Source organism: Amycolatopsis sp. WAC 01375, assembly GCF_003947325.1.
Taxonomy (GTDB): Bacteria; Actinomycetota; Actinomycetes; order Mycobacteriales; family Pseudonocardiaceae; genus Amycolatopsis.
In genome coordinates this window covers 122,868-141,612 of record NZ_QHHW01000052.1, presented here as the reverse complement: position 1 = coordinate 141,612, position 18,745 = coordinate 122,868, and the positions used below count along the sequence as shown (strand labels likewise).

Annotated in this window: 14 protein-coding genes; 6 read left to right on the top strand and 8 right to left on the bottom strand. The window is 68.7% G+C overall.

The features are described from left to right. Positions 1 to 64: 64 nt before the first annotated feature. Complete coding sequence (locus DL991_RS34070) at positions 65 to 3,028, top strand: BTAD domain-containing putative transcriptional regulator (protein ID WP_125788533.1); 2,964 nt, start codon at positions 65 to 67, stop codon at positions 3,026 to 3,028. Here DL991_RS34070 and DL991_RS34065 read toward each other — a convergent pair. Next, a complete protein-coding gene (locus DL991_RS34065; protein ID WP_125788455.1) occupies positions 3,012 to 3,803 on the bottom strand; it encodes a Calx-beta domain-containing protein in 792 nt (263 codons plus the stop codon). The two genes, DL991_RS34070 and DL991_RS34065, sit on opposite strands and share 17 nt — an antisense overlap. A 189-nt stretch (positions 3,804 to 3,992) precedes the next feature. On the opposite strand from DL991_RS34065, the gene DL991_RS34060 reads away from it, so the two are divergent. Then, positions 3,993 to 5,375 carry an FAD-binding oxidoreductase gene (locus tag DL991_RS34060; protein WP_125788454.1) on the top strand — a complete coding sequence of 461 codons (1,383 nt, stop codon included), beginning with the start codon at positions 3,993 to 3,995 and terminating at the stop codon, positions 5,373 to 5,375. A gap of 12 nt (positions 5,376 to 5,387) precedes the next feature. Next, a complete protein-coding gene (locus DL991_RS34055) occupies positions 5,388 to 6,941 on the top strand; it encodes an acetolactate synthase large subunit (RefSeq protein ID WP_199754181.1) in 1,554 nt (517 codons plus the stop codon). A 46-nt stretch (positions 6,942 to 6,987) separates the two neighbouring features. Here DL991_RS34055 and DL991_RS34050 read toward each other — a convergent pair whose 3' ends face one another. The 5 genes from DL991_RS34050 to DL991_RS34030 form a co-directional block, all read right to left on the bottom strand. Next, positions 6,988 to 8,415, bottom strand: a complete 1,428-nt coding sequence (locus DL991_RS34050) for an MFS transporter (RefSeq protein ID WP_125788452.1) — start codon at positions 8,413 to 8,415, stop codon at positions 6,988 to 6,990. 57 nt (positions 8,416 to 8,472) lie between these two features. Beyond that, positions 8,473 to 8,964 carry a DUF3761 domain-containing protein gene (locus tag DL991_RS34045; protein ID WP_233599158.1) on the bottom strand — a complete coding sequence of 164 codons (492 nt, stop codon included), beginning with the start codon at positions 8,962 to 8,964 and terminating at the stop codon, positions 8,473 to 8,475. Positions 8,965 to 9,033: 69 nt separating this feature from the next. Next, positions 9,034 to 9,786 (bottom strand): SDR family NAD(P)-dependent oxidoreductase, encoded by a 753-nt coding sequence (locus DL991_RS34040; protein ID WP_125788451.1) that lies wholly within the window; start codon positions 9,784 to 9,786, stop codon positions 9,034 to 9,036. Between the two features lie 9 nt (positions 9,787 to 9,795). Beyond that, the gene (locus DL991_RS34035; protein WP_125788450.1) at positions 9,796 to 10,683 is read right to left on the bottom strand and encodes an SRPBCC domain-containing protein; all 888 of its coding nucleotides are present in this window, start codon (positions 10,681 to 10,683) and stop codon (positions 9,796 to 9,798) included. Continuing rightward, positions 10,676 to 11,233, bottom strand: coding sequence for a helix-turn-helix domain-containing protein (locus DL991_RS34030; RefSeq protein ID WP_125788449.1), 558 nt, complete (start codon positions 11,231 to 11,233; stop codon positions 10,676 to 10,678). Before DL991_RS34030 ends, DL991_RS34035 begins: the two co-directional genes overlap by 8 nt. Positions 11,234 to 11,317: 84 nt before the next feature. On the opposite strand from DL991_RS34030, the gene DL991_RS34025 reads away from it, so the two are divergent. The 3 genes from DL991_RS34025 (at position 11,318) to DL991_RS34015 (ending at position 15,271) form a co-directional block, all read left to right on the top strand. Beyond that, the gene (locus DL991_RS34025; RefSeq protein ID WP_125788448.1) at positions 11,318 to 12,394 is read left to right on the top strand and encodes a sensor histidine kinase; all 1,077 of its coding nucleotides are present in this window, start codon (positions 11,318 to 11,320) and stop codon (positions 12,392 to 12,394) included. Beyond that, positions 12,391 to 13,059, top strand: coding sequence for a response regulator transcription factor (locus tag DL991_RS34020; RefSeq protein WP_125788447.1), 669 nt, complete (start codon positions 12,391 to 12,393; stop codon positions 13,057 to 13,059). The genes DL991_RS34025 and DL991_RS34020 overlap by 4 nt, the downstream gene beginning before the upstream one ends. 109 nt (positions 13,060 to 13,168) lie before the next feature. Further along, complete coding sequence (locus DL991_RS34015) at positions 13,169 to 15,271, top strand: MMPL family transporter (protein WP_125788446.1); 2,103 nt, start codon at positions 13,169 to 13,171, stop codon at positions 15,269 to 15,271. A 67-nt stretch (positions 15,272 to 15,338) separates the two neighbouring features. Here the strand turns inward: DL991_RS34015 and DL991_RS34010 are convergent, their stop codons facing one another. Continuing rightward, a complete protein-coding gene (locus DL991_RS34010) occupies positions 15,339 to 17,510 on the bottom strand; it encodes a 3-hydroxyacyl-CoA dehydrogenase NAD-binding domain-containing protein (RefSeq protein WP_125788445.1) in 2,172 nt (723 codons plus the stop codon). A 10-nt stretch (positions 17,511 to 17,520) separates the two neighbouring features. After that, entirely contained in the window at positions 17,521 to 18,732 is a 1,212-nt protein-coding gene (locus DL991_RS34005; protein WP_125673897.1) for an acetyl-CoA C-acetyltransferase, read from the bottom strand. Positions 18,733 to 18,745 lie beyond the last annotated feature (13 nt).

Sequence of the window (18,745 nt, the reverse complement as noted above, 5' to 3'; positions counted from 1 at the left end):
CCGGATACGCTCACCGAGGTCACTTGCCGGAGGGAGCAGGGTGCCCGGGCCAGGGGAACTGCGGGTGCTGGGCCCGGTCGAAGCGATCGGGCCCACTGGGCGGGCGGAGTTGCACGGCGCCCGCCAGCGAGCCGTGCTCGGCGTTCTCGCCCTGCACGCGGGTTCGGTCGTCGCGATCCCCCGGCTGGTCGACGTGCTCTGGGGTGAGGATCCGCCCCGCACCGCGGTGAAGACCCTGCACAGCCATGTCGCCCGGATCCGGCAGGCGCTGGAGGACTGCGGCTTCCCGCCGGTCCTGCTGACGCGCAAGCCCGGGTACGTCCTGACGGTCGCACCGTCCTCTGTCGACGCTCTTCGCTTCGAAGAGGAACTTCGTGCCGCCAAGCGGAGCAATCCCGGCCAAGCGGTGGCGGCGTTGCGTGAGGCGTTGCGGCTCTGGCGCGGCGAAGCCTTCGCGGATGCCGAGCTCGACGGCTGGGGCCAACGCGAAGTCGAACGGCTTCAGGAACTGCGGCTGTCCGCCTGGGAAGAACTCTGGGACGCCGAACTCAGGCTCGGCGAACACGAAGAAGTCCTCCGGGAGCTTCCGCGGCTTCGGGCCGAGCAGCCGTACCGCGAACGGCTCGCCGCGCTGCACATGCTCGCCTTGCATCGCTGCGGAAGGCATGCCGAGGCGTTGGAGACGTTCCGGGTCGTGCGCCGCGGACTGGCCGACGAGTTCGGCGTCGATCCAGGCCCGGAACTGGTCGAGCTGCATACGTCGATCCTGCGGCGCGCGCCCGAACTCGACGCGCCGGCGCGGGGCACCGCGCCCGCGCAACTCCCCGCCCGTGTCGGGCATTTCACCGGACGGCAGCGGGAACTCGCTTCGCTCGACAAGCTCCTCGACGGACCCGAGCCACCGGTCGTGGTCATCTCCGGTGCGGCCGGGATGGGCAAATCCGCGCTGGCCGTGCAGTGGGCGCACCTCATCGCGGACCGCTTCCCCGACGGTCAGCTCTTCCTCGACCTCGCCGGGCACGACCCGAACGAAGCACTCTCACCGGGCGACGCGCTCGCGCATTTGTCGCGTGGACTCGGTCTCCCCGACGATCGGCTGCCCGACGCGACGGCCGAACGCGCGGCGCTCTACCGCTCCTTGCTGCACGGCAGGCGTTGCGTGATCGTCGCCGACAACGCGGGTGGCGTCGACCAGATCCTCCCGCTCGTCCCCGGCACGGCGAAGGCGATGCTGATCGTCACGAGCAGGCAGACCCTGGCCGCGCTCGGAAGCAGGCACGCCGTCCGGGTGTTCGCCCTCGACGCGCTGGCCGACCCGGAGTCGATGACCCTGCTCACCCGGGTGCTGGGTGCCGAACGGGTCGCCCGCGAACCCGCGCAGGCCGCGCGGCTGGCCAGACTGTGCGACGGGATGCCGCTGGCGCTGCGGATCGCCGCCGCGCGCCTGACCGGTGAACCGGGCCGTCCGATCGCGGAACTCACCGCCGAACTGACCGGCGCCGGCAGACTGGAAACCCTTGCGGTACAAGGAGATTCCCGGACGGTCAAAACCGTTCTCGCGAGCGCCTATCTGCCGTTGGACCGTGCGCCGGCTCGGCTGTTCCGGCTGTCCGGGCTGATCCCGGGGGCGTCGTTCAGCTCGGCTCTCGGCAGCGCGCTGTGCGGGGTGCCCGTCGAAGCGGGCCGGGCCGCGGCCGTCGAACTGTCCGCAGCACATCTGATCACCCCGGCGGGCCCGGACCGCTTTCGCCTCCACGACCTGATCCGCGAGTTCGCCGTCGGGTGCGCCCGCGCCGACGAAACGACGTCGAGCCGCGCCGAGGCCGCGGACCGGCTGATCGATTGGTATCTGCACGTGGCCGCCGAGGCGAACCGGGTCATCGACCCGAACCGCGATCTGGTCATCCCGGCGCTGCGCCACCCGCCACCCGAGCGGCCGTTCCCGGCGGAAAGGCGTTCGGCGCTGGCGTTCCTGAGTGCCGAACGCGCGAATCTGCTGCCCGTGGTGCGGTTCGCGCGCGAACACGGCCGCAACACCGCCGCCTGGCAGCTCACCTATCTGCTCACCAGCTTCTACGACACCACGGGTGGCTGGAACGAGCGGATCGGGCTCTGCCGCGAGGGGGCCGCGGCGGCGGCCGAACTCGAAGACCCCTTGGCAGAGGCGGAAATGCTGCGCGCGCTGGGTGCGGCCTACTTCATGACCCGGAGGCTGACGGACGCGCTCGAAACCAATGCCCGCGCGTTGAAGGCCGCCCGCGCGGCCGGTGATCTCGAAGGCGAAGGGCATATCTACAACAACACCGCGAACGCCTACGCCGCGCTGCGCCGGTTCGACGAGGCGATCACCGCGTACCGGCTCGCGGTCCAGCGGTGCACCTCGGCGGGCAACCGGCTCGGGCGCGCGCTGTCCCAGCGCAACCTCGGCCACGCCTACATCCGCCGCGGCCAGCCGATGGACGGCCTCAGCCCGTTGACGGACGCGCTGGAGACGTTCCGCGCACTCGGCAACGCGCGGCTGGAGGCCGCCACCCTCGACACGCTCGGCGAGGCCTACGAGGAACTCGGCGATCACGACGTCGCGCTGGACCATCTCGGCAAGGCGCTGGCCGCGTCCCGGGCGATCGGCGACCGGTGGCAGGAGTGGGAATCACTGCTGCACGCCGGCCAGGTCCACCTCGCCCGCCGGGATTTCCGGGCCGCGCGGGACGATTTCGACCAGGCGCTGCTGATCAGCCAGGACGTCGGGAACCGGCACAGTGAGGCGGCCGCGCTCGACCGGCTCGGCCGCGCCCACCTGGGGCTCGGTGATCTGGCGGCGGCGCGGGAACACCTCGAGCGTGGCGTCGCCGTCCGGGCGAGCGTCCCGGATCCGTACGAGGAGGCGCACCTGCACCGCGACCTCGGCGACCTGGAGGCGCGTTGTGGTGACACGGCCGCCGCGGCCGCCCACTGGGCTCGAGCGATCGAGCTGTACCGGCGGGCGAACGCGACGGCCGACGCCGACCTCGTCACCGGGCGGAGCTGATCACCACGGTCGAGGTCCCGTACACGAGCTTGCCCTGCGACGGCTCGAAGAATTCGACCTGCGCCTTCCCCGTTTGACCGGACAAGACCGTGAACTCGGCGTATCCCCTGGTTTCACCGGGCCGGAAGGTGACGACACCGTCCTTCACCGGCACATGAGCGGACCCTTCGGTGCGGTAGCGGATCGTGAGCGGCCCAGCGAGCCACGGGCGGGACAGCACGAGCGGCACCTTGCAGCTGGTTCCCTGCGCGAAGTTGGGCGGGATCGACCAGCAGATCTCGCCTTCCTGAGTGGTGGCGAGTGGTGGAGCCTTGGTGGCGTCGTCGTCGGCGATCCAGGCGACGCCGACGCTGTGCCCGATCCGCAGCCCCTTCTCGCCGGACAGGCGCAGGGAGAACATCTCGTCGTTCTCCACGAGGGAGTCGGCGCGGACCCTGACCGCGACGGTTCGCGTGTCCGCCGTCCCGGACCAGGTCAGCGTGCCCGCACTCGGCAGGTAGTCGACGCTCTCCTTCGCGATGAACGCCGGGTCGACCGGGGAGCCGTTGCCCTCGATCGTCCGGTATTCGACCGAGCCCTGCGGCGCGCAGCCGCCATCGGCGAGCGAAACGGTGAAAAGAAGGGTGGTGTATCCGGCGCTGGTTCCCTCGGCCTGGCTGACCCCGCTGACGTTGGCCACGGGAGCCGTGCAGCCCGTTTCCCCGCCTTCGGCCGCCGGAACCGCGAGCCCGAACGTGACCGCGAGCGCCGCCCCCAGCGTCGCGATCCGTCTCATCTTCGTTCCCATCGAGCGTCCACCCCTTCCGGCGGGCCGCCACGGCCCGCTGCGACATGGGTAGCCGAGTGAGGTTGTCGTGAGGTTGTGACCACCGGAGAGCTAACATGAAAATGATTCATGGCCATCCCCGTCCACGACGTACTACGCTTCGGTAACCAGGCAAAGAAGCGTGAGGAAGGGCAGTCGATGGGCGATGTTGCGGCACGGTTCGCCGAAATCGTCGGGGACGCGAACTTGCTGTCAGGCGAGGCGATCCCCGAGGACTACGCACACGACGAGGCTTTGACCACCTCCGCGCAGATACCCGCCTACCTGGCGAAACCGGGAAGCGCCGAAGAGGTCGCGGAGCTGCTCAAGGCGGCGAGCGAACACGGCGTGCCCGTCACCGCGCGAGGGTCGGGCACCGGACTTTCGGGTGGCGCGCGGCCACGCGAAGACAGCCTGGTGATCTCCTTCGAGCGAATGAACGCGGTGCTGGAGATCGACACCGAAAACCATGTCGCCGTCGTCCAGCCGGGCGTCACCTTGTCCGAATTGGACGAAAAGACCACGAAGGCCGGACTCGGCTACACCGTCTATCCCGGGGAATTGAGCGCGAGCGTCGGCGGCAATGTCGGGACGAACGCGGGCGGTATGCGCGCGGTCAAGTACGGCGTCACCCGGCACAACGTCGTGGGCCTGCAGGCCGTGCTGCCCACCGGCGAGATCATCCGGACCGGCGGCAAGACCTCGAAGGTGTCGACAGGGTACGACCTGACGCAGCTGATCATCGGCTCCGAAGGCACCCTCGCGATCGCGACCGAGGTCATCGTGAAGCTGTACCCGCGCCTGCCGCACGGCGCCACGGTGTTCGCCCCGTTCGAGACCTTCGACGAGGTGATGACCGTCGTCCCGAAGATCATCGCCAGCGGGCTCGCACCGCACATCCTCGAGTACATCGACAACCTCACGCTCGCGGCGATCAGCTACAACGAGAAGCTCAGCCTCGGTGTCCCGGACGCCATCCGTGACAAGGCGCAGGCGTATCTGGTGGTGGCGCTGGAAAATCGCGACAACGACCGGCTGCACGCAGACATCGAGGAACTCGGTGGGCTGTTGGGTGATGTCGGCGCGATGGACGTGTACGTGCTCGAAGGCGCTTCGGCGCGCAAGCTCATCGAGGCGCGTGAGAAGGCGTTCTGGACGGCCAAGGCGGCCGGCGCCGACGACGTCATCGACGTGGTGGTCCCGCGGTCCGCCATGCCCGAGTTCCTGCGCAAGGCCAGGGAAATGGCGTTGTCGCGTGAGGCGGGCGCGCTCGGTTGCGGGCACGCCGGCGACGGCAACGTCCACCTCGCCATCTTCTGCAAGGACCCGGACAAGCGGAAGCAGCTGCTGACCGACATCTTCGCGCTCGGGATGGAACTCGGCGGCGCGATCTCCGGCGAGCACGGCCTCGGGAGAGCCAAGTCGGGCTACTTCCTCGATCTGGAGGACCCGGCGAAGATCGCATTGATGCGCCGGATCAAGGAGAGCTTCGACCCGGCCGGGATCCTCAACCCCGGCGTTCTTTTCGCTGAGAGGGCTTGAAAAGTGAGTGAGATGAACGGCGCCCAGTCCCTGATCCGCACGCTCGTCGACAGCGGCGTCGACGTGTGCTTCTCGAATCCGGGCACCTCGGAGATGCACTTCGTGGCCGCGCTCGACACCGTGCCCGAGATGCGCGGCGTGCTCGGCCTGTTCGAAGGCGTCGTCACCGGTGCCGCGGACGGATACGCGCGGATCGCCGACAAGCCGGCGGCCACGCTGCTGCACCTCGGCCCCGGCCTCGGCAACGGGCTGGCGAACCTGCACAACGCGCGCCGCGCGCACACCCCGATCGTCAACGTGATCGGCGATCACGCGACCTACCACAAGCAGTACGACGCCCCGCTCGAATCGGATATCGAAGGCGTCGCAGGTTCGCTCGAAGGCTGGGTCCGCCGTTCCGAGCACACGAAGGACGTCGGTGCCGACGCCGCCGCGGCGGTCGCCGCGTCCCAGGACGCCCCCGGGCAGATCGCGACGCTGATCCTCCCCGCCGACGCGTCCTGGGGTGAGGGCGGCGAGACCTGCGCGCCCATCCCGCCGCTGATCCCGCAGGCCGCCGACGCGACGACGGTGAAGAACATCGCCGAAGTGCTGGCCGGTGGTGAACCGGTCGCGCTGCTCGTCGGCGGCAGCGGCTGCCGTGAGGCCGGTTTGCTCGCGACCAGCAGGATCGCCGCCGCGACCGGGGCGAAGGCGTTCGTCGAGACGTTCCCCGCCCGGCTCGAGCGTGGCGAGGGCCTGCCGACGATCGAGCGGCTGGGTTACCTCGCCGAGCAGGTCGCGTACCAGCTCGACGGGATCAAGCACGTGATCATCGCCGGGACGAAGGCGCCCGTGTCGTTCTTCGCCTACCCCGGCAAGGCGAGCAATCTGGTTCCCGAAGGCGCGCAGGTCCATGTGCTGGCCGAGGTCGGGCAGGACGTGCCGCGTGCCCTGAACGACGTCGCGGCCCTGATCGCCGCCGAGACGGAGCCCGTGCTGCAGGAGGCCGCCCGGCCCGCGCTGCCGTCGGGGCCGTTGACCCCGCAGAACTGGGTCGACGTGATCGGCGCGCTGCTGCCGGAGCGCGCGATCATCGCGGACGAGGCGAACACCTCCGGTCTGCTGCTGCCCGCCGCGACCGCGGGCGCGCCCCGGCACGACGTGCTGACCCTGACCGGCGGCGCGATCGGCTACGGCATGCCGGTGGCGACCGGAGCGGCCGTCGCCGCGCCGGACCGGCCGGTGATCAACCTGCAGTCCGACGGCAGCGCGCTGTACACGATTTCGGCGTTGTGGACGCAGGCGCGGGAGAACCTCAACGTCACCACGGTCCTGCTGAACAACCGCGCGTACGCGATCCTCCGGCTGGAGTTGCAGCGGGTCGGCGCGGACGCCAACGGGCCCAAGGCGAACGAACTGCTCGACCTTTCCCGGCCCGACATGGATTTCGTCAAGATCGCCGAAGGCATGGGCGTCCCGGCGACACGGGCGACGACCGCGGAAGAGCTGGCCGAGCAGTTCCAGCGCGCGCTCGCCGAGCCGGGGCCACATCTGATCGACGCGATCGTCCCGACGCTGTTCTGAGCGCGGCACCCTCCGTGCGACGTGTCTCCGCGTCGCACGGAGGGAGCTAGCGGACCGAGGTGACCAGAGGTTCTGGCTGGCGTTGCTTCGGGACGAAAGCGGTCAAGACGAGGCCCAAGAGCGCCGCCCCGGCGGCGACCACGAAGCTCAGCCGGAAACCCGCCGCGGACGGAACGGACACCCCGCCGACGGTGATCGCCAGCGACGCGAGCATGGTCGCCATCACCGCGCTGGACGTCGATGTGCCGACGGAGCGCATCAGCGAGTTCAGCCCGTTCGCGGACGCGGTTTCGGTGACCGGGACCGAACCCATGATCAGCGCGGGCATGGCCGCGTACGCGATGCCGACGCCGCCACCGATGATGATCGACGCCGTGATCAGCTCGAAAGCGTTGTCCATCAGCACGGTCGCGAAGACGTATCCGGCCGCGATGGTGGTGGCACCGACCATCAGCGTCGTACGCGGGCCGTAGCGCTCGATGAGCCGGGCCGAAACCGGCGACAGCATGAACATGACCAGCCCGTTCGGCGCCAGGCAGAGTCCGGCCTGCACCATCGTCAAGCCGAGCCCATAGCCGGTCGACGCGGGGGCCTGCAGCAGCTGCGGGAACGACAACGCCATCGAGTACAGCGCGAACCCGATCATGATCGACGCGAGGTTGGTGAACAGCACCGGCCGCCGCCCGGAGACCCGCAGGTCCACGAGTGGATCGCGGCGCCGCAATTGGTAGGCACCCCAGACCAGCAGGATCGCCACCGCCGTCCCGGCGAAGCCGAGGGTGCGGCCGCTGCCCCAGCCCCATTCGCCGCCCTTGACGATCGGCAACAGCAGGCAGACCAGCCCGACCGTCAGCCCCAGTGCTCCGAGGTAGTCGAACGGCGCTGGTGTCTTCACGGGCGACTCCGGCACGACGAACAGGATCAACAGGCCGCAAACGAGCCCGAGCCCGGCCGACGCCCAGAAGAGGACGTGCCAGTCGGCGTTCTGCGCGACCAGCGCCGATACCGGGAGACCGATGGCGCCGCCGACCCCGAGCGTCGAACTCATCACCGAGATCGCGGCGCCGACCCGTTCCGGCGCGAGTTCGTCGCGCATGATGCTGATCCCCAGTGGGATCGCGCCCATCGCACAGCCCTGCAGCCCGCGGCCGACGACCATCAGCGCGAGTGAGCTGGTCAGCGCGGACACCACCGAACCGGCGACCAGGAAACCCAGGCTGATCAGCAGCAACTTACGCTTGCCGTACAGGTCGCCGAGCCTGCCGCTCACCGGCATCACCACGGCTCCGGCGATCAGGGTCGCCGTCACCACCCACGACGCGTCGGACGGGGTCGTGTCGAGCAGCCGGGGAAACGCCGGGATGAGTGGGACGACGAGCGTCTGCATGAACGAGGCCACCAGACCGCAGGTGGCGAGCACGACGACGAAGATCCGGGGCGAAGGTGCCCGTCCGACCGGTTTCACCATGCGCATCCCATGATCCGACCTTACACAGCACCACCCTTCTCAGTGAACGGTTGACCGACGGGATCACAACCAGATTCGGACCCCACCGTGCCCGGAACAGGTACCGCGGCGATTCTGGCTGTAGCTATAGGAACCGTCCTTGCAGATGGCCGTCGCGCCGTCGGCCGCGCCCGGTCCGGTCGCCGGCCGGTGGACACAGACACCGTCGGTGTTGCGGTAGAAGTCGCTTCCGCATTCCGCCAGATTCGGCGCCTTTGCCGTCGGCGTCGTTTTCGGGCGGGTTTTCGTCGGTGCCGGCTCGACCTGCTTCGGCACGTCGACCGCGGCCGTGGTCGGCGGCACGAACTGCCGAGGTGTCGGAGTCGGCGTGGCCGTGCTCGTGGGCGGCGCCCAACTGCTGCTCGGCGTCGGCGTTATGGACGTTGTGAAAGCTGTCGAAACCGGGCCGCTCTGCGGCGTGACCCGCCCGGTGGGCGCGGTCTCGACGCCGCAGCCCCCGGCGACCAGAAGCCCGATCGCCAGCGCCATGCCCAGCTTCGTCGCTCTCTTCGGCATAACGGCCTCCCCGGCACTTGGTAGTGCCGCGTAGTCGGGAGAGCGTTCGCCGTTGTTACAGAGAGAACATCAGTCGACCATCGCGCCGCAACTGATGTTCAACGCCGTCGCCGTCATGCTGCGCGCGTGATCCGACGCGGCGAAGGCCGCCACACGGGCGACGTCATCGAGTGATGCCGTCCGCCTGAGCATCGTGGCTTCTTCCATGTCGCGGATGGCGTCGCCGAGTCCGGCGCCCGCCGGTATCGTTTCCGGGATCCCGCCGGTGCGCAGGGTGACGACACGGATGCCGCTCGGTCCGAGTTCGCACGCCAGCCCTCGCCGCAACGCCTCCATCGCGCTGAACGCGACCTGCAGCCCGCCGAGGTGGTACCCCGGCAACGGATCACCGTCGCCGCCGAACATCAGGATCACCCCGGACCCCTGCCTGATCATGTGCCGGGCTGCCGCCCGCGCCGTCAGGAAGTTCGTCCGTACCGCCGTCCGGACCGGGCTTTCGAGGTCCGCCAACGACATCTCGACCAGTGGAGTGCCCTGGACGTCGTTGTGCGTGATCACGTTCATCGAGATGTCGACACTGCCCGCCGACGAAGCCACCGAAGCGGCGTGCTCGTCGATGGCCGTTTCGTCGAGTGCGTCGAACTCCGCGGTTTCGGCTTTGCCGCCTGCGGCCCGGATTTCATCGGCAAGGGCGTCGAGCTTCTTCAGTGTGCGGCCGGTGAGGTGGACGGTCGCGCCCTCCCTGGCGAAGCCGCGGGCCACCGCGCTCCCGATTCCGCCGGCCGCCCCGTAGACGATGGCGTTCCTGCCTTCGAGCAACATCGGATCCTCCTATTTCCCGTCCAGTGTGATGAGCCCTTCGGGTGTTCCCTCCAGGTGGACGTCGACCCAAATCGGGAGCCACGGGTCGACCTCGTGGAACCTGCGCAGTTCCGCCAAACCGCTGAGCCAGCCCATCCACATGCCGTACGGCGGATTCCCCTCGGAGAATCCACTTTGGACGAAGGTCAGCTTCGTGCCGCCGCCGGAGTCTTCGAGTTCCCAGGAGGCGACGATGCCGTCCTCGTACGCGAGCGACATCTTGGAATCGGGCACCAGATCGACGATCTTCGCCGGATCCGGGTCGTTCTCCAGCGAACCCATCGCCCAGCGGCCGCCGACGTGGGTCTCCGCCTCGATGCGGGCACCGAACCAGCGCGTGAACACGGTGGGGTCGGCGATCGAGGAGTAGACCTCGCCTCGCGGCGCGTCGATCCGCAGTTCTTCGTTCATCAGCGGGGAAGTGAGGTCGCAGCGGGCGGTGAGCGGCCGTCCTTCGACGTGGTCCACGAGGTTCGCGACGGACAACGCCCAGAACGTGTACATCATGCCGAGCGGCGAGTCGGGGTCGGCCAGCATCGCGGCATAGTCCGGCAAACCGGTCTGACTGAACGACAGGGAGGTCGCGCCCCCGTCCTCGGTCAGCGCGATCTCGACGACGGTCTCCGTTTCACCGAGGATCCAGGCGAACCGCAGGACCTTGCCGTCGGCCAGCAGGAGCCGCTGACGCGGACGATCACCTTCCGGCGTGTAGCGACCCCAGAATTCGTACCGGGACGGCAAATCGACTTCCGCGTACTCGGAAAGCCAGGTGCGCAGCGCCCCCGGATCGACCAGCGCTTGCCAGACCTCGTCGATCGGCGCGCGCACCCGCACCTGGAACATCGTCGGCTCAGTCATGGACATCTCCCTTCGGGTAACAGGCCACGGCGAGCTTGAAGGCGTCGCCTTCCGCTCCGCCGTAGCGGGTGAACAGATCCTGCAAAGTCGTCTTCAGTTCATCGAGGAACTCCTGGCGCCGCTCCGGCTCCACCCGGATCTCGCCGGAGACGCCGATCGACGGCAGTTCCTGCGCCGTCCTGTCGAGCGCGGCGACGTCCGACTGGACCTCCTCCATGAGGTCCACCAGGTAGCCGAGACTCAGCTCGTCCCGCGCCGCCCGCGGGCCGATCCGGCCGACCAGCCCTGGCGACAGCCAGTACGAACGCGCGCTCGCCTGGTACACGCCTTCACTGACGGCGCGCACCTTCCGCTCCGACACCTGCTTCACCAGACCGGCTTCCACCAGTCGTTTCACGTGGTAGTAGACGCGCTGCGGGGTCTGGTCCAGCACCGCCGCCACCTCGGTGCAGGACCGCGGCTCCGCCAGCTGCCGCAGGACGTCCACCCGCTGCGGTTTCAGCAACGCCTCCGCCTGCTCGAGCCGCTCGAGGTACTCCACATCCTTCACGGCCGCACATCCTTGATCACAAAAATGAGTTTGAACGTAAAAAGCTTTTTTGTCAAACGCGCCGCATCGCGCTACTCTCGTCGTGTGGCGATCCTGCGGCGGTACTCGGCGGACATCGCGATCACCGTCGCGGTGCTCGCGGGTTTTGCCGTGGCCTTCTTCGGTGACAACGCCGAGACGCCGCGCAACGCCGCCCTCGGCTGGGTCTGCGCGGTGCTCGCCTGTGCCGCACTGTTCCTGCGCCGCCGGTATCCGCTCCCCGTCGCGATCTTCACCGCGGTCTGCTGCGCGATCTACTATCCGAACACCGATCCCGACGGGTTCGTGCTGCTCGCCTTCGCCTTCGCGCTGTACAACAACGCCTCCACCGGGCGGATACGCAGCGCGGCGGTCGTCGCGGCGGCCTCGATGGGCGGCGTCGCGATCGGCGAGTCACGGGCCGGCGCCTCACGGCAGGTGGACGACTTCGCGTTCCTGCTGATGGCGGGCTGGTTCATCGCGCTGGTCGCGGTCGGAGCCGTGACGTACTACCGCCGCGAAGCCGAGCGCACCAAGGAGGCCGAGGCGCGGCGAAGGGCAGCCGACGAGCGGCTCCGGATCGCCCGCGAACTGCACGACGTCCTCGGCCACAACCTCGCACTCATCAACGTCCAGGCGGGTGCCGCACTGCACGGCAAGGATCCGGCGAAATCCGAGGAGGCGCTGGCCACGATCAAACAGACCAGCAAGGAGGCGTTGCGCGAACTCCGCGCCACCTTGGGCATGCTGCGGCAGGCGGACACACCGAGCCTGGCCAGGGTCGCCGAATTGGCGGAGGCCGCGGGCGCGCACGGGCTGACCGTCCGGACCGAGATCGACGGTACGGCGACGGAGCTGCCGCCCGACGTCGAACACGCCGCCTTCCGCGTCGTCCAGGAGGCGCTGACCAACGTCGCGCGCCACGCCGCCGCGAACACCGTCGTGGTGCGGATCGGCTACACACCCCATGATGTGTCCGTGCAGATCGACGACGACGGCCGGGGAGGCGCGGCGAAACCCGGCAACGGGATCCGCGGTATGACCGAACGGGCCGAGGCACTCGGCGGTGAGCTCACCGCCGCCGCGCGCGAAGACGGCGGATTCCGGGTGCGTGCCCGGCTTCCTTTGCGGGTGGGGAAATGATCCGGGTCCTGCTCGTCGACGACCAGCGGCTGGTCCGCGCCGGATTCAAATCCATTTTGGACGGTGAACCCGACATCACCGTGGTCGCCGAAGCGGCCGACGGGCGTGAGTCCCTCGAAGCAGCGCGCGAACACAAACCCGACGTCGTCCTGATGGACATCCGGATGCCGGTGATGGACGGGCTCACCGCGACCCGGCATCTGCTCGAAGATCCGGCGCTGACCGGGACCAGGGTCGTCATCCTCACCACCTTCGACCTCGACGAAGACGTCTACGGCGCACTGCGCGCCGGTGCCAGCGGGTTCCTGGTCAAGGACACCGAACCGGAGGAACTGATCCGCGGTGTCCGCGTGGTCGCCGGGGGCGACGCGCTGCTCGCGCCGTCGATCACCCGCCGCCTGATCGCCGAATTCGCCGGCCGGGTCGCCAGGCCCGGCCCCTCACCCACCCTGAACCGGCTCACGGAAAGGGAACGCGAAGTGATGAGCCTTGTCGCGGCCGGCCTGTCCAACGACGAGATCGCGAAGGAACTCGTGCTCAGCCCGGCGACGGCGAAGACGCACGTCAGCCGGATCATGACCAAAGTGGACGTCCGTGATCGCGCGCAACTCGTCGTGCTCGCCTACGAATCGGGCATGGTCACCCCTCGCTGGTTGACCCCGTGACCACAACCCCGGTAGTACGGGAGGAGCCTTAGGGGTACCCAGAAGTTGCGACCCGAGTGCCCGCCGGAGCCCGACGCCATCCGGGCCCGGAAAGCCGATGCTTTCCGCCATGGACACCATCACTCTTTCCCGGCGACAGCCGCCTGGGGGCGCGCTCTCGAAGCTGGCGGGCTGGTCTCAGCGCCACCGGTGGCTGGCCGTTTCGCTCTGGCTGCTCACCCTCATCGGTGTCACGCTGGGCTCACAGCTGGCGGGCAGCGCCTACCACGACGACCATTCCTTGCCGGGCACCGAATCCCAGCAGATCATGGATCTGTTCAAGGCACAGGCTCCCGCGCAGACCGGTGCGACGGCGGAAATCGTCTTCAAGAGCGAGAACGGACTCGCGACCGCACGCGGACCGATCGACGGGATGCTCGCCGAGGTCCGTGGCCAGCCGCATGTGAAGTCGGTGACGAGTCCCTTCGACACCCCGTCGGCCGTCTCCCGTGAGGGCACGATCGGTTACGCGGCGATCGCTTTCGACCTCGAGTCGAATGATCTGCCGTACGACGACATCGTGCGCGTTGTCGACACCGCGAAGAAGGCGGAGGCGGCCGGGCTCCAGGTCGAACTCGGTGGCGAGCCGATCAAACGGACCAGTGAAAGCGGCGGTCCGTCGGAGGGCGTCGGGTTGCTGGCCGCGCTGGTGGTCCTCGTCTTCCTGTTCCGCTCGATCCTCGCCGCCGGGCTCCCGGTGATCGCGGCGGTCTTCGCCGTCGGCAGCACACTCGGCGTGATCGTGCTCGTCAGCAGGTTCGTCGACATCGCGAGTTACACGGCGCCGCTGATGATGCTGGTCGGGTTCGGGGTGGGCGTGGACTACGCGCTGCTTATCTTTTCCCGGTACCGCAGCGAAATCCTGGACGGTCTCGACCGGGAACACGCGGCGCGACGGGCGCTCGACACCGCGGGCCGTTCGGTGCTGTTCGCCGGCGGCACGGTGATCATCGCGCTGCTCGGCCTGCTCGCGCTGGGCCTCGGTTCGCTGCGCGGGGTCGCCCTCGCGGTGGCGCTGACCGTGCTCGTGACGATGCTCGCGTCGATCACCCTGCTGCCCGCGCTGCTCTCCCTTTTCGGCCGCCGTCTGGAAAAGGGCATCCGCAAGCACGCCGGGAAACGGGAACACGGCAAAGCCTGGGGCCGGCTCGGGGACGCGGTGCAACGACGGCCGATGGTGCCTCTCGCGATCGGCCTGCTCGTTCTCGTCGGACTCTCCTTGCCCGCGCTCGGCATGCGCCTCGGTTTCGCCGACGCCGGAACGGATCCGGAGACCTCGACCACCAGGCAGGCTTACGACCTGATGTCGGAGGGCTTCGGCCCCGGGTTCAGTGAGCCGCTGGTCGTGGTCACCGAAAGCGGTGATGGCGTCGCGCTGCGACGGAAACTCGAAGCCACGCCGGGAATCGCCGAGGTGACACCGCCCATGGGCCAGGGCGTGACGACGGTCCTCGCCTTCCCCACGTCTTCGCCGCAGGACGAGGCGACCGCCGACCTGGTGGAACGGTTGCGGACGGAGGTGTTGCCGGGACTGCCGGGCAAGTACCTGGTCGGTGGGAGTGTCGCGGCGGCGGTGGACTTCGCGGACGCCGTCGGCGACCGGTTACCCCTGTTCGTGCTGGTGGTCGTCGGCTTGTCGGCGCTGCTGCTGATGGTCGTGTTCCGCTCGATCCTCATCCCGCTCAAGGCGGCCCTGCTGAACCTGCTGAGCATCGGTGCCGCGCTCGGCGTGATGACGGCGGTATTCGGCGATGGCCTGTTCGGGGCGCAGCCGGGACCGATCGAGGCGTTCGTGCCGGTGCTGATCTTCGCGATCGTGTTCGGGCTTTCCATGGACTACGAGGTGTTCCTGGTGTCCCGGATGCACGAGGAATGGCGACGGACCGGCGACGCTCGCCATGCCGTCCGTCAGGGGCTCGCCTCCACCGGCGGGGTGATCACGGCGGCGGCGGTGATCATGATCCTGGTGTTCGGGGCGTTCCTGCTCAACCCCGACCGGATGCTGGCGCAGTTCGGTCTCGGGCTGGCGGTGGCGGTGCTGGTGGACGCGTTCGTGATCCGCTGTCTCGTGGTGCCCGCGGTGATGCGGCTGCTCGGGGAACGCGCTTGGTGGCTGCCGCGATGGCTGGACCGGCGGTTGCCGCACGTGGCGCTGGAACCGTCTTCCCGCTGACCCCGGACGACATGAAAGGCCCCTTCATTGCAAAATTTGCAATGAAGGGGCCTTTCATGTCACGCGCTTATTCGTAGATCTCGCCCTTCGCGGCCTTCGCGACCAGCGACTCCGGCGGGGTGAAGTGGTCGCCGTAGCGCTCCGCCAGCTCACGGGCGCGGTCGACGAAGCCCTGCAGGCCACCCTCGTACTGGTTGATGTACTGGATGACACCACCGGTCCACGCCGGGAAGCCGATGCCGAAGATCGAGCCGATGTTGGCGTCGGCGACGGTGGTGAGCACACCCTCGTCGAAGCACTTCACGGTCTCGAGCGCCTCGGCGAACAGCATGCGCTCCTTGAGGTCCTCGAACGGAACCTCGGCGCTGCCCGCCTTGAACGCGTCGCGCAGGCCCGGCCAGAGACCGGTCCGCTTGCCGGCTTCGTCGTAGTCGTAGAAGCCCGAACCGGTGGAACGGCCCTTGCGGTCGAATTCCTCCACCATCCGGTCGATGACACCTTCGGACGCGTGCGCGTTCCAGGTGCCGCCGGCGGCCTCGATCGCTTCGCGGGTTTCCTTGCGGATCTTGCGCGGCAGCGTCAGGGTCAGCTCGTCCATCAGCTGCAGCGGCGGGGCCGGGTAACCGGCCTGGGCACCGGCCTGCTCGATCGACGCAGGCTCGACACCCTCGCCCAGCGCGGCGACGGCCTCGTTGAGGAACGTGCCGATGACGCGCGAGGTGAAGAAGCCGCGGCTGTCGTTGACGACGATCGGGGTCTTCTTGATCTGCAGCGTGTAGTCGAAGACCTTCGCCAGCGTGGCGGGCGAAGTCTTCTCACCGCAGATGATCTCGACCAGCGGCATCTTGTCCACCGGCGAGAAGAAGTGGATCCCGATGAAGTCCTCGCTCCGCTGCACGCCCTCGGCGAGCGCGGTGATCGGCAGGGTCGAGGTGTTGGAGCCGAGTACGGCGTCCGGGTTGACGAAGCCCTCGATCTCCTGGAACACCTTGTGCTTCAGCTCGACGCTCTCGAAGACGGCCTCGATCACGAAGTCGACGCCGGCGAAGTCCTCCGCCTTGTCGGTCGGCTTGATCTTGGCGAGCAGCGCGTCGGACTTCTCCTGCGTGGTCTTGCCGCGGGAAAGAGCCTTCTCCTCCAGCTTGACCGCGTAGCCCTTGCCCTTTTCGGCGCCTTCGAGCGTGACGTCCTTGAGCACGACGTCGATGCCGGCCTTCGCCGAGACGTACGCGATCGCGGCGCCCATCATGCCCGCGCCGACGACGCCGACCTTCTTGGCGGTGTACTTCTCGAAGCCGTCCGGACGCGAGCCGCCCGAGTTGATGCTCTGCAGGTCGAAGAAGAACGCCTTCGTCATGTTCTTCGAAACCTGGCCGGTGGCGAGGCTGACGAAGTAGCGGGTCTCGACGGTGATCGCGGTGTCGAAGTCGACCTGCGAACCCTCGATGGCCGCGGCCAGGATCGCCCGCGGGGCGGGCATGTTCGCGCCCTTGATCTGCTTGCGCAGGTTCGCCGGGAACGCGGGCAGGTTCGCCGCGAAGCTCGGGTTCGACGGGGTGCCACCCGGGATCTTGTAGCCCTTGACGTCCCACGGCTGCACGCCGCCTTCGGGGTTGGCCTTGATCCACGCCTTCGCGGCCGGGACCAGCTCCTCGACCGTGCCGACGAGCTCGTGCACGAGGCCGAGTTCCTTCGCCTTGGCCGGACGGTGCCGCTGGCCCTGCAGCAGCACGTTCAGCAGCGCGCTCTGGATGCCGAGCAGGCGCACGGTGCGGACCACGCCACCGCCGCCGGGGAGCAGGCCGAGGGTGACCTCGGGAAGACCGATCTGGCTTCCCTTGACGTCGGCCGCGATGCGGTGGTGCGTCGCGAGGGCGAGTTCGAGACCGCCGCCGAGCGCGGCGCCGTTGATGGCGGCCACGACCGGCTTGCCCAGCTGCTCCAGCCGTCGCATCTGGCCCTTCATCAGGCCGCTGCTCTCGGTGATCTCGGCCGCGTTCTCCGGCTTGGCCTGGATCAGGTCGTTGAGGTCGCCGCCGGCGAAGAAGGTCTTCTTGGCCGAGGTGAGGACGACACCGGTGATGCTGTCCTTCTCCGCCTCCAGGCGGTCCACGACGACGCCGAGCGACTCGCGGAAGTCGGCGTTCATCGTGTTGGCGGACTGCTTCGGGTCGTCCAGGGTGAGCACGACGATGCCGTCGGCGTCCTGCTCCCAGCGGATGGTCTTCGCTTCAGTCATTGTCTCTTCCTCAGACCCGCTCGATGATGGTCGCGACGCCCATGCCGCCGCCGATGCACAGGGTGACCAGGGCGCGGCGCGCCTGACGACGCTCCAGCTCGTCGACGACGGTGCCGACCAGCATCGCGCCGGTGGCGCCCAGCGGGTGCCCCATCGCGATGGCGCCGCCGTTGACGTTGACCTTCTCCTCGTCGAGGTGCAGGTCCTTGATCCACTTGAGGACGACCGAGGCGAAGGCCTCGTTCAGCTCCCACAGGTCGATGTCGTCCGGGGTGAGGCCGGCGATCTTGAGGACCTTCTCGGTGGCCGGGGTCGGGCCGGTGAGCATGATCGTGGGCTCGGAGCCGACGGTCGCGGTGGCCACGATGCGGGCGCGCGGGGTCAGGCCGAAGTCCTTGCCGATCTGCTCGTTGCCGACCAGCACCACCGCGGCGCCGTCGACGATGCCGGAAGAGTTGCCACCGGTGTGGACGTGGTTGATCTTCTCGACCGAGTGGTACTTCTGGAGCGCGACGGCGTCGAAGCCGCCCAGCTCACCGATGCCGGCGAAGGCGGGCTTGAGCTTGCCGAGGCCCTCGACGGTGCTGCCGGGGCGACGGTGCTCGTCGTGGTCGAGGATCGTGACGCCGTTGATGTCCTTCACCGGGACGACGGACTTCGCGAAGTAGCCGCCGGACCAGGCCGCTTCGGCCCTTTCCTGCGAGCGGACGGCCCACGCGTCGACGTCCTCGCGGGAGAAGCCCTCGATCGTCGCGATCAGGTCGGCGCCGGTGCCCTGCGGGACGATGTAGTTGTCGTACGCGGTGGCCGGGTCCATGAACAGCGCGCCGCCGTCGGAGCCCATCGGCACCCGCGACATCGACTCGACACCGCCGGCGATGATCAGCTGGTCCCAGCCGGAGCGCACCTTCTGCGCGGCGGTGTTGGTGGCTTCGAGGCCGGAGGCGCAGAAGCGGTTCAGCTGTACGCCGGCGACCGTCTCGGGAAGGCCCGCGTTCAAGGCGGCGGTGCGCGCGATCACGGCGCCCTGCTCGCCGACCGGGGACACGACACCGAGGACGATGTCGTCGATCACCGCGGGGTCGAGGTTCGGGTGCCGGACCTTCAGTTCTTCGATGAGGCCGACCACGAGATCGACCGGTTTGGTGCCGTGGAGGGCACCACCCTTGTTCTTGCCGCGAGGCGTACGGATCGCCTCGTAGATGTAGGCCTCGCTACTCACAGAAAAACTCCTC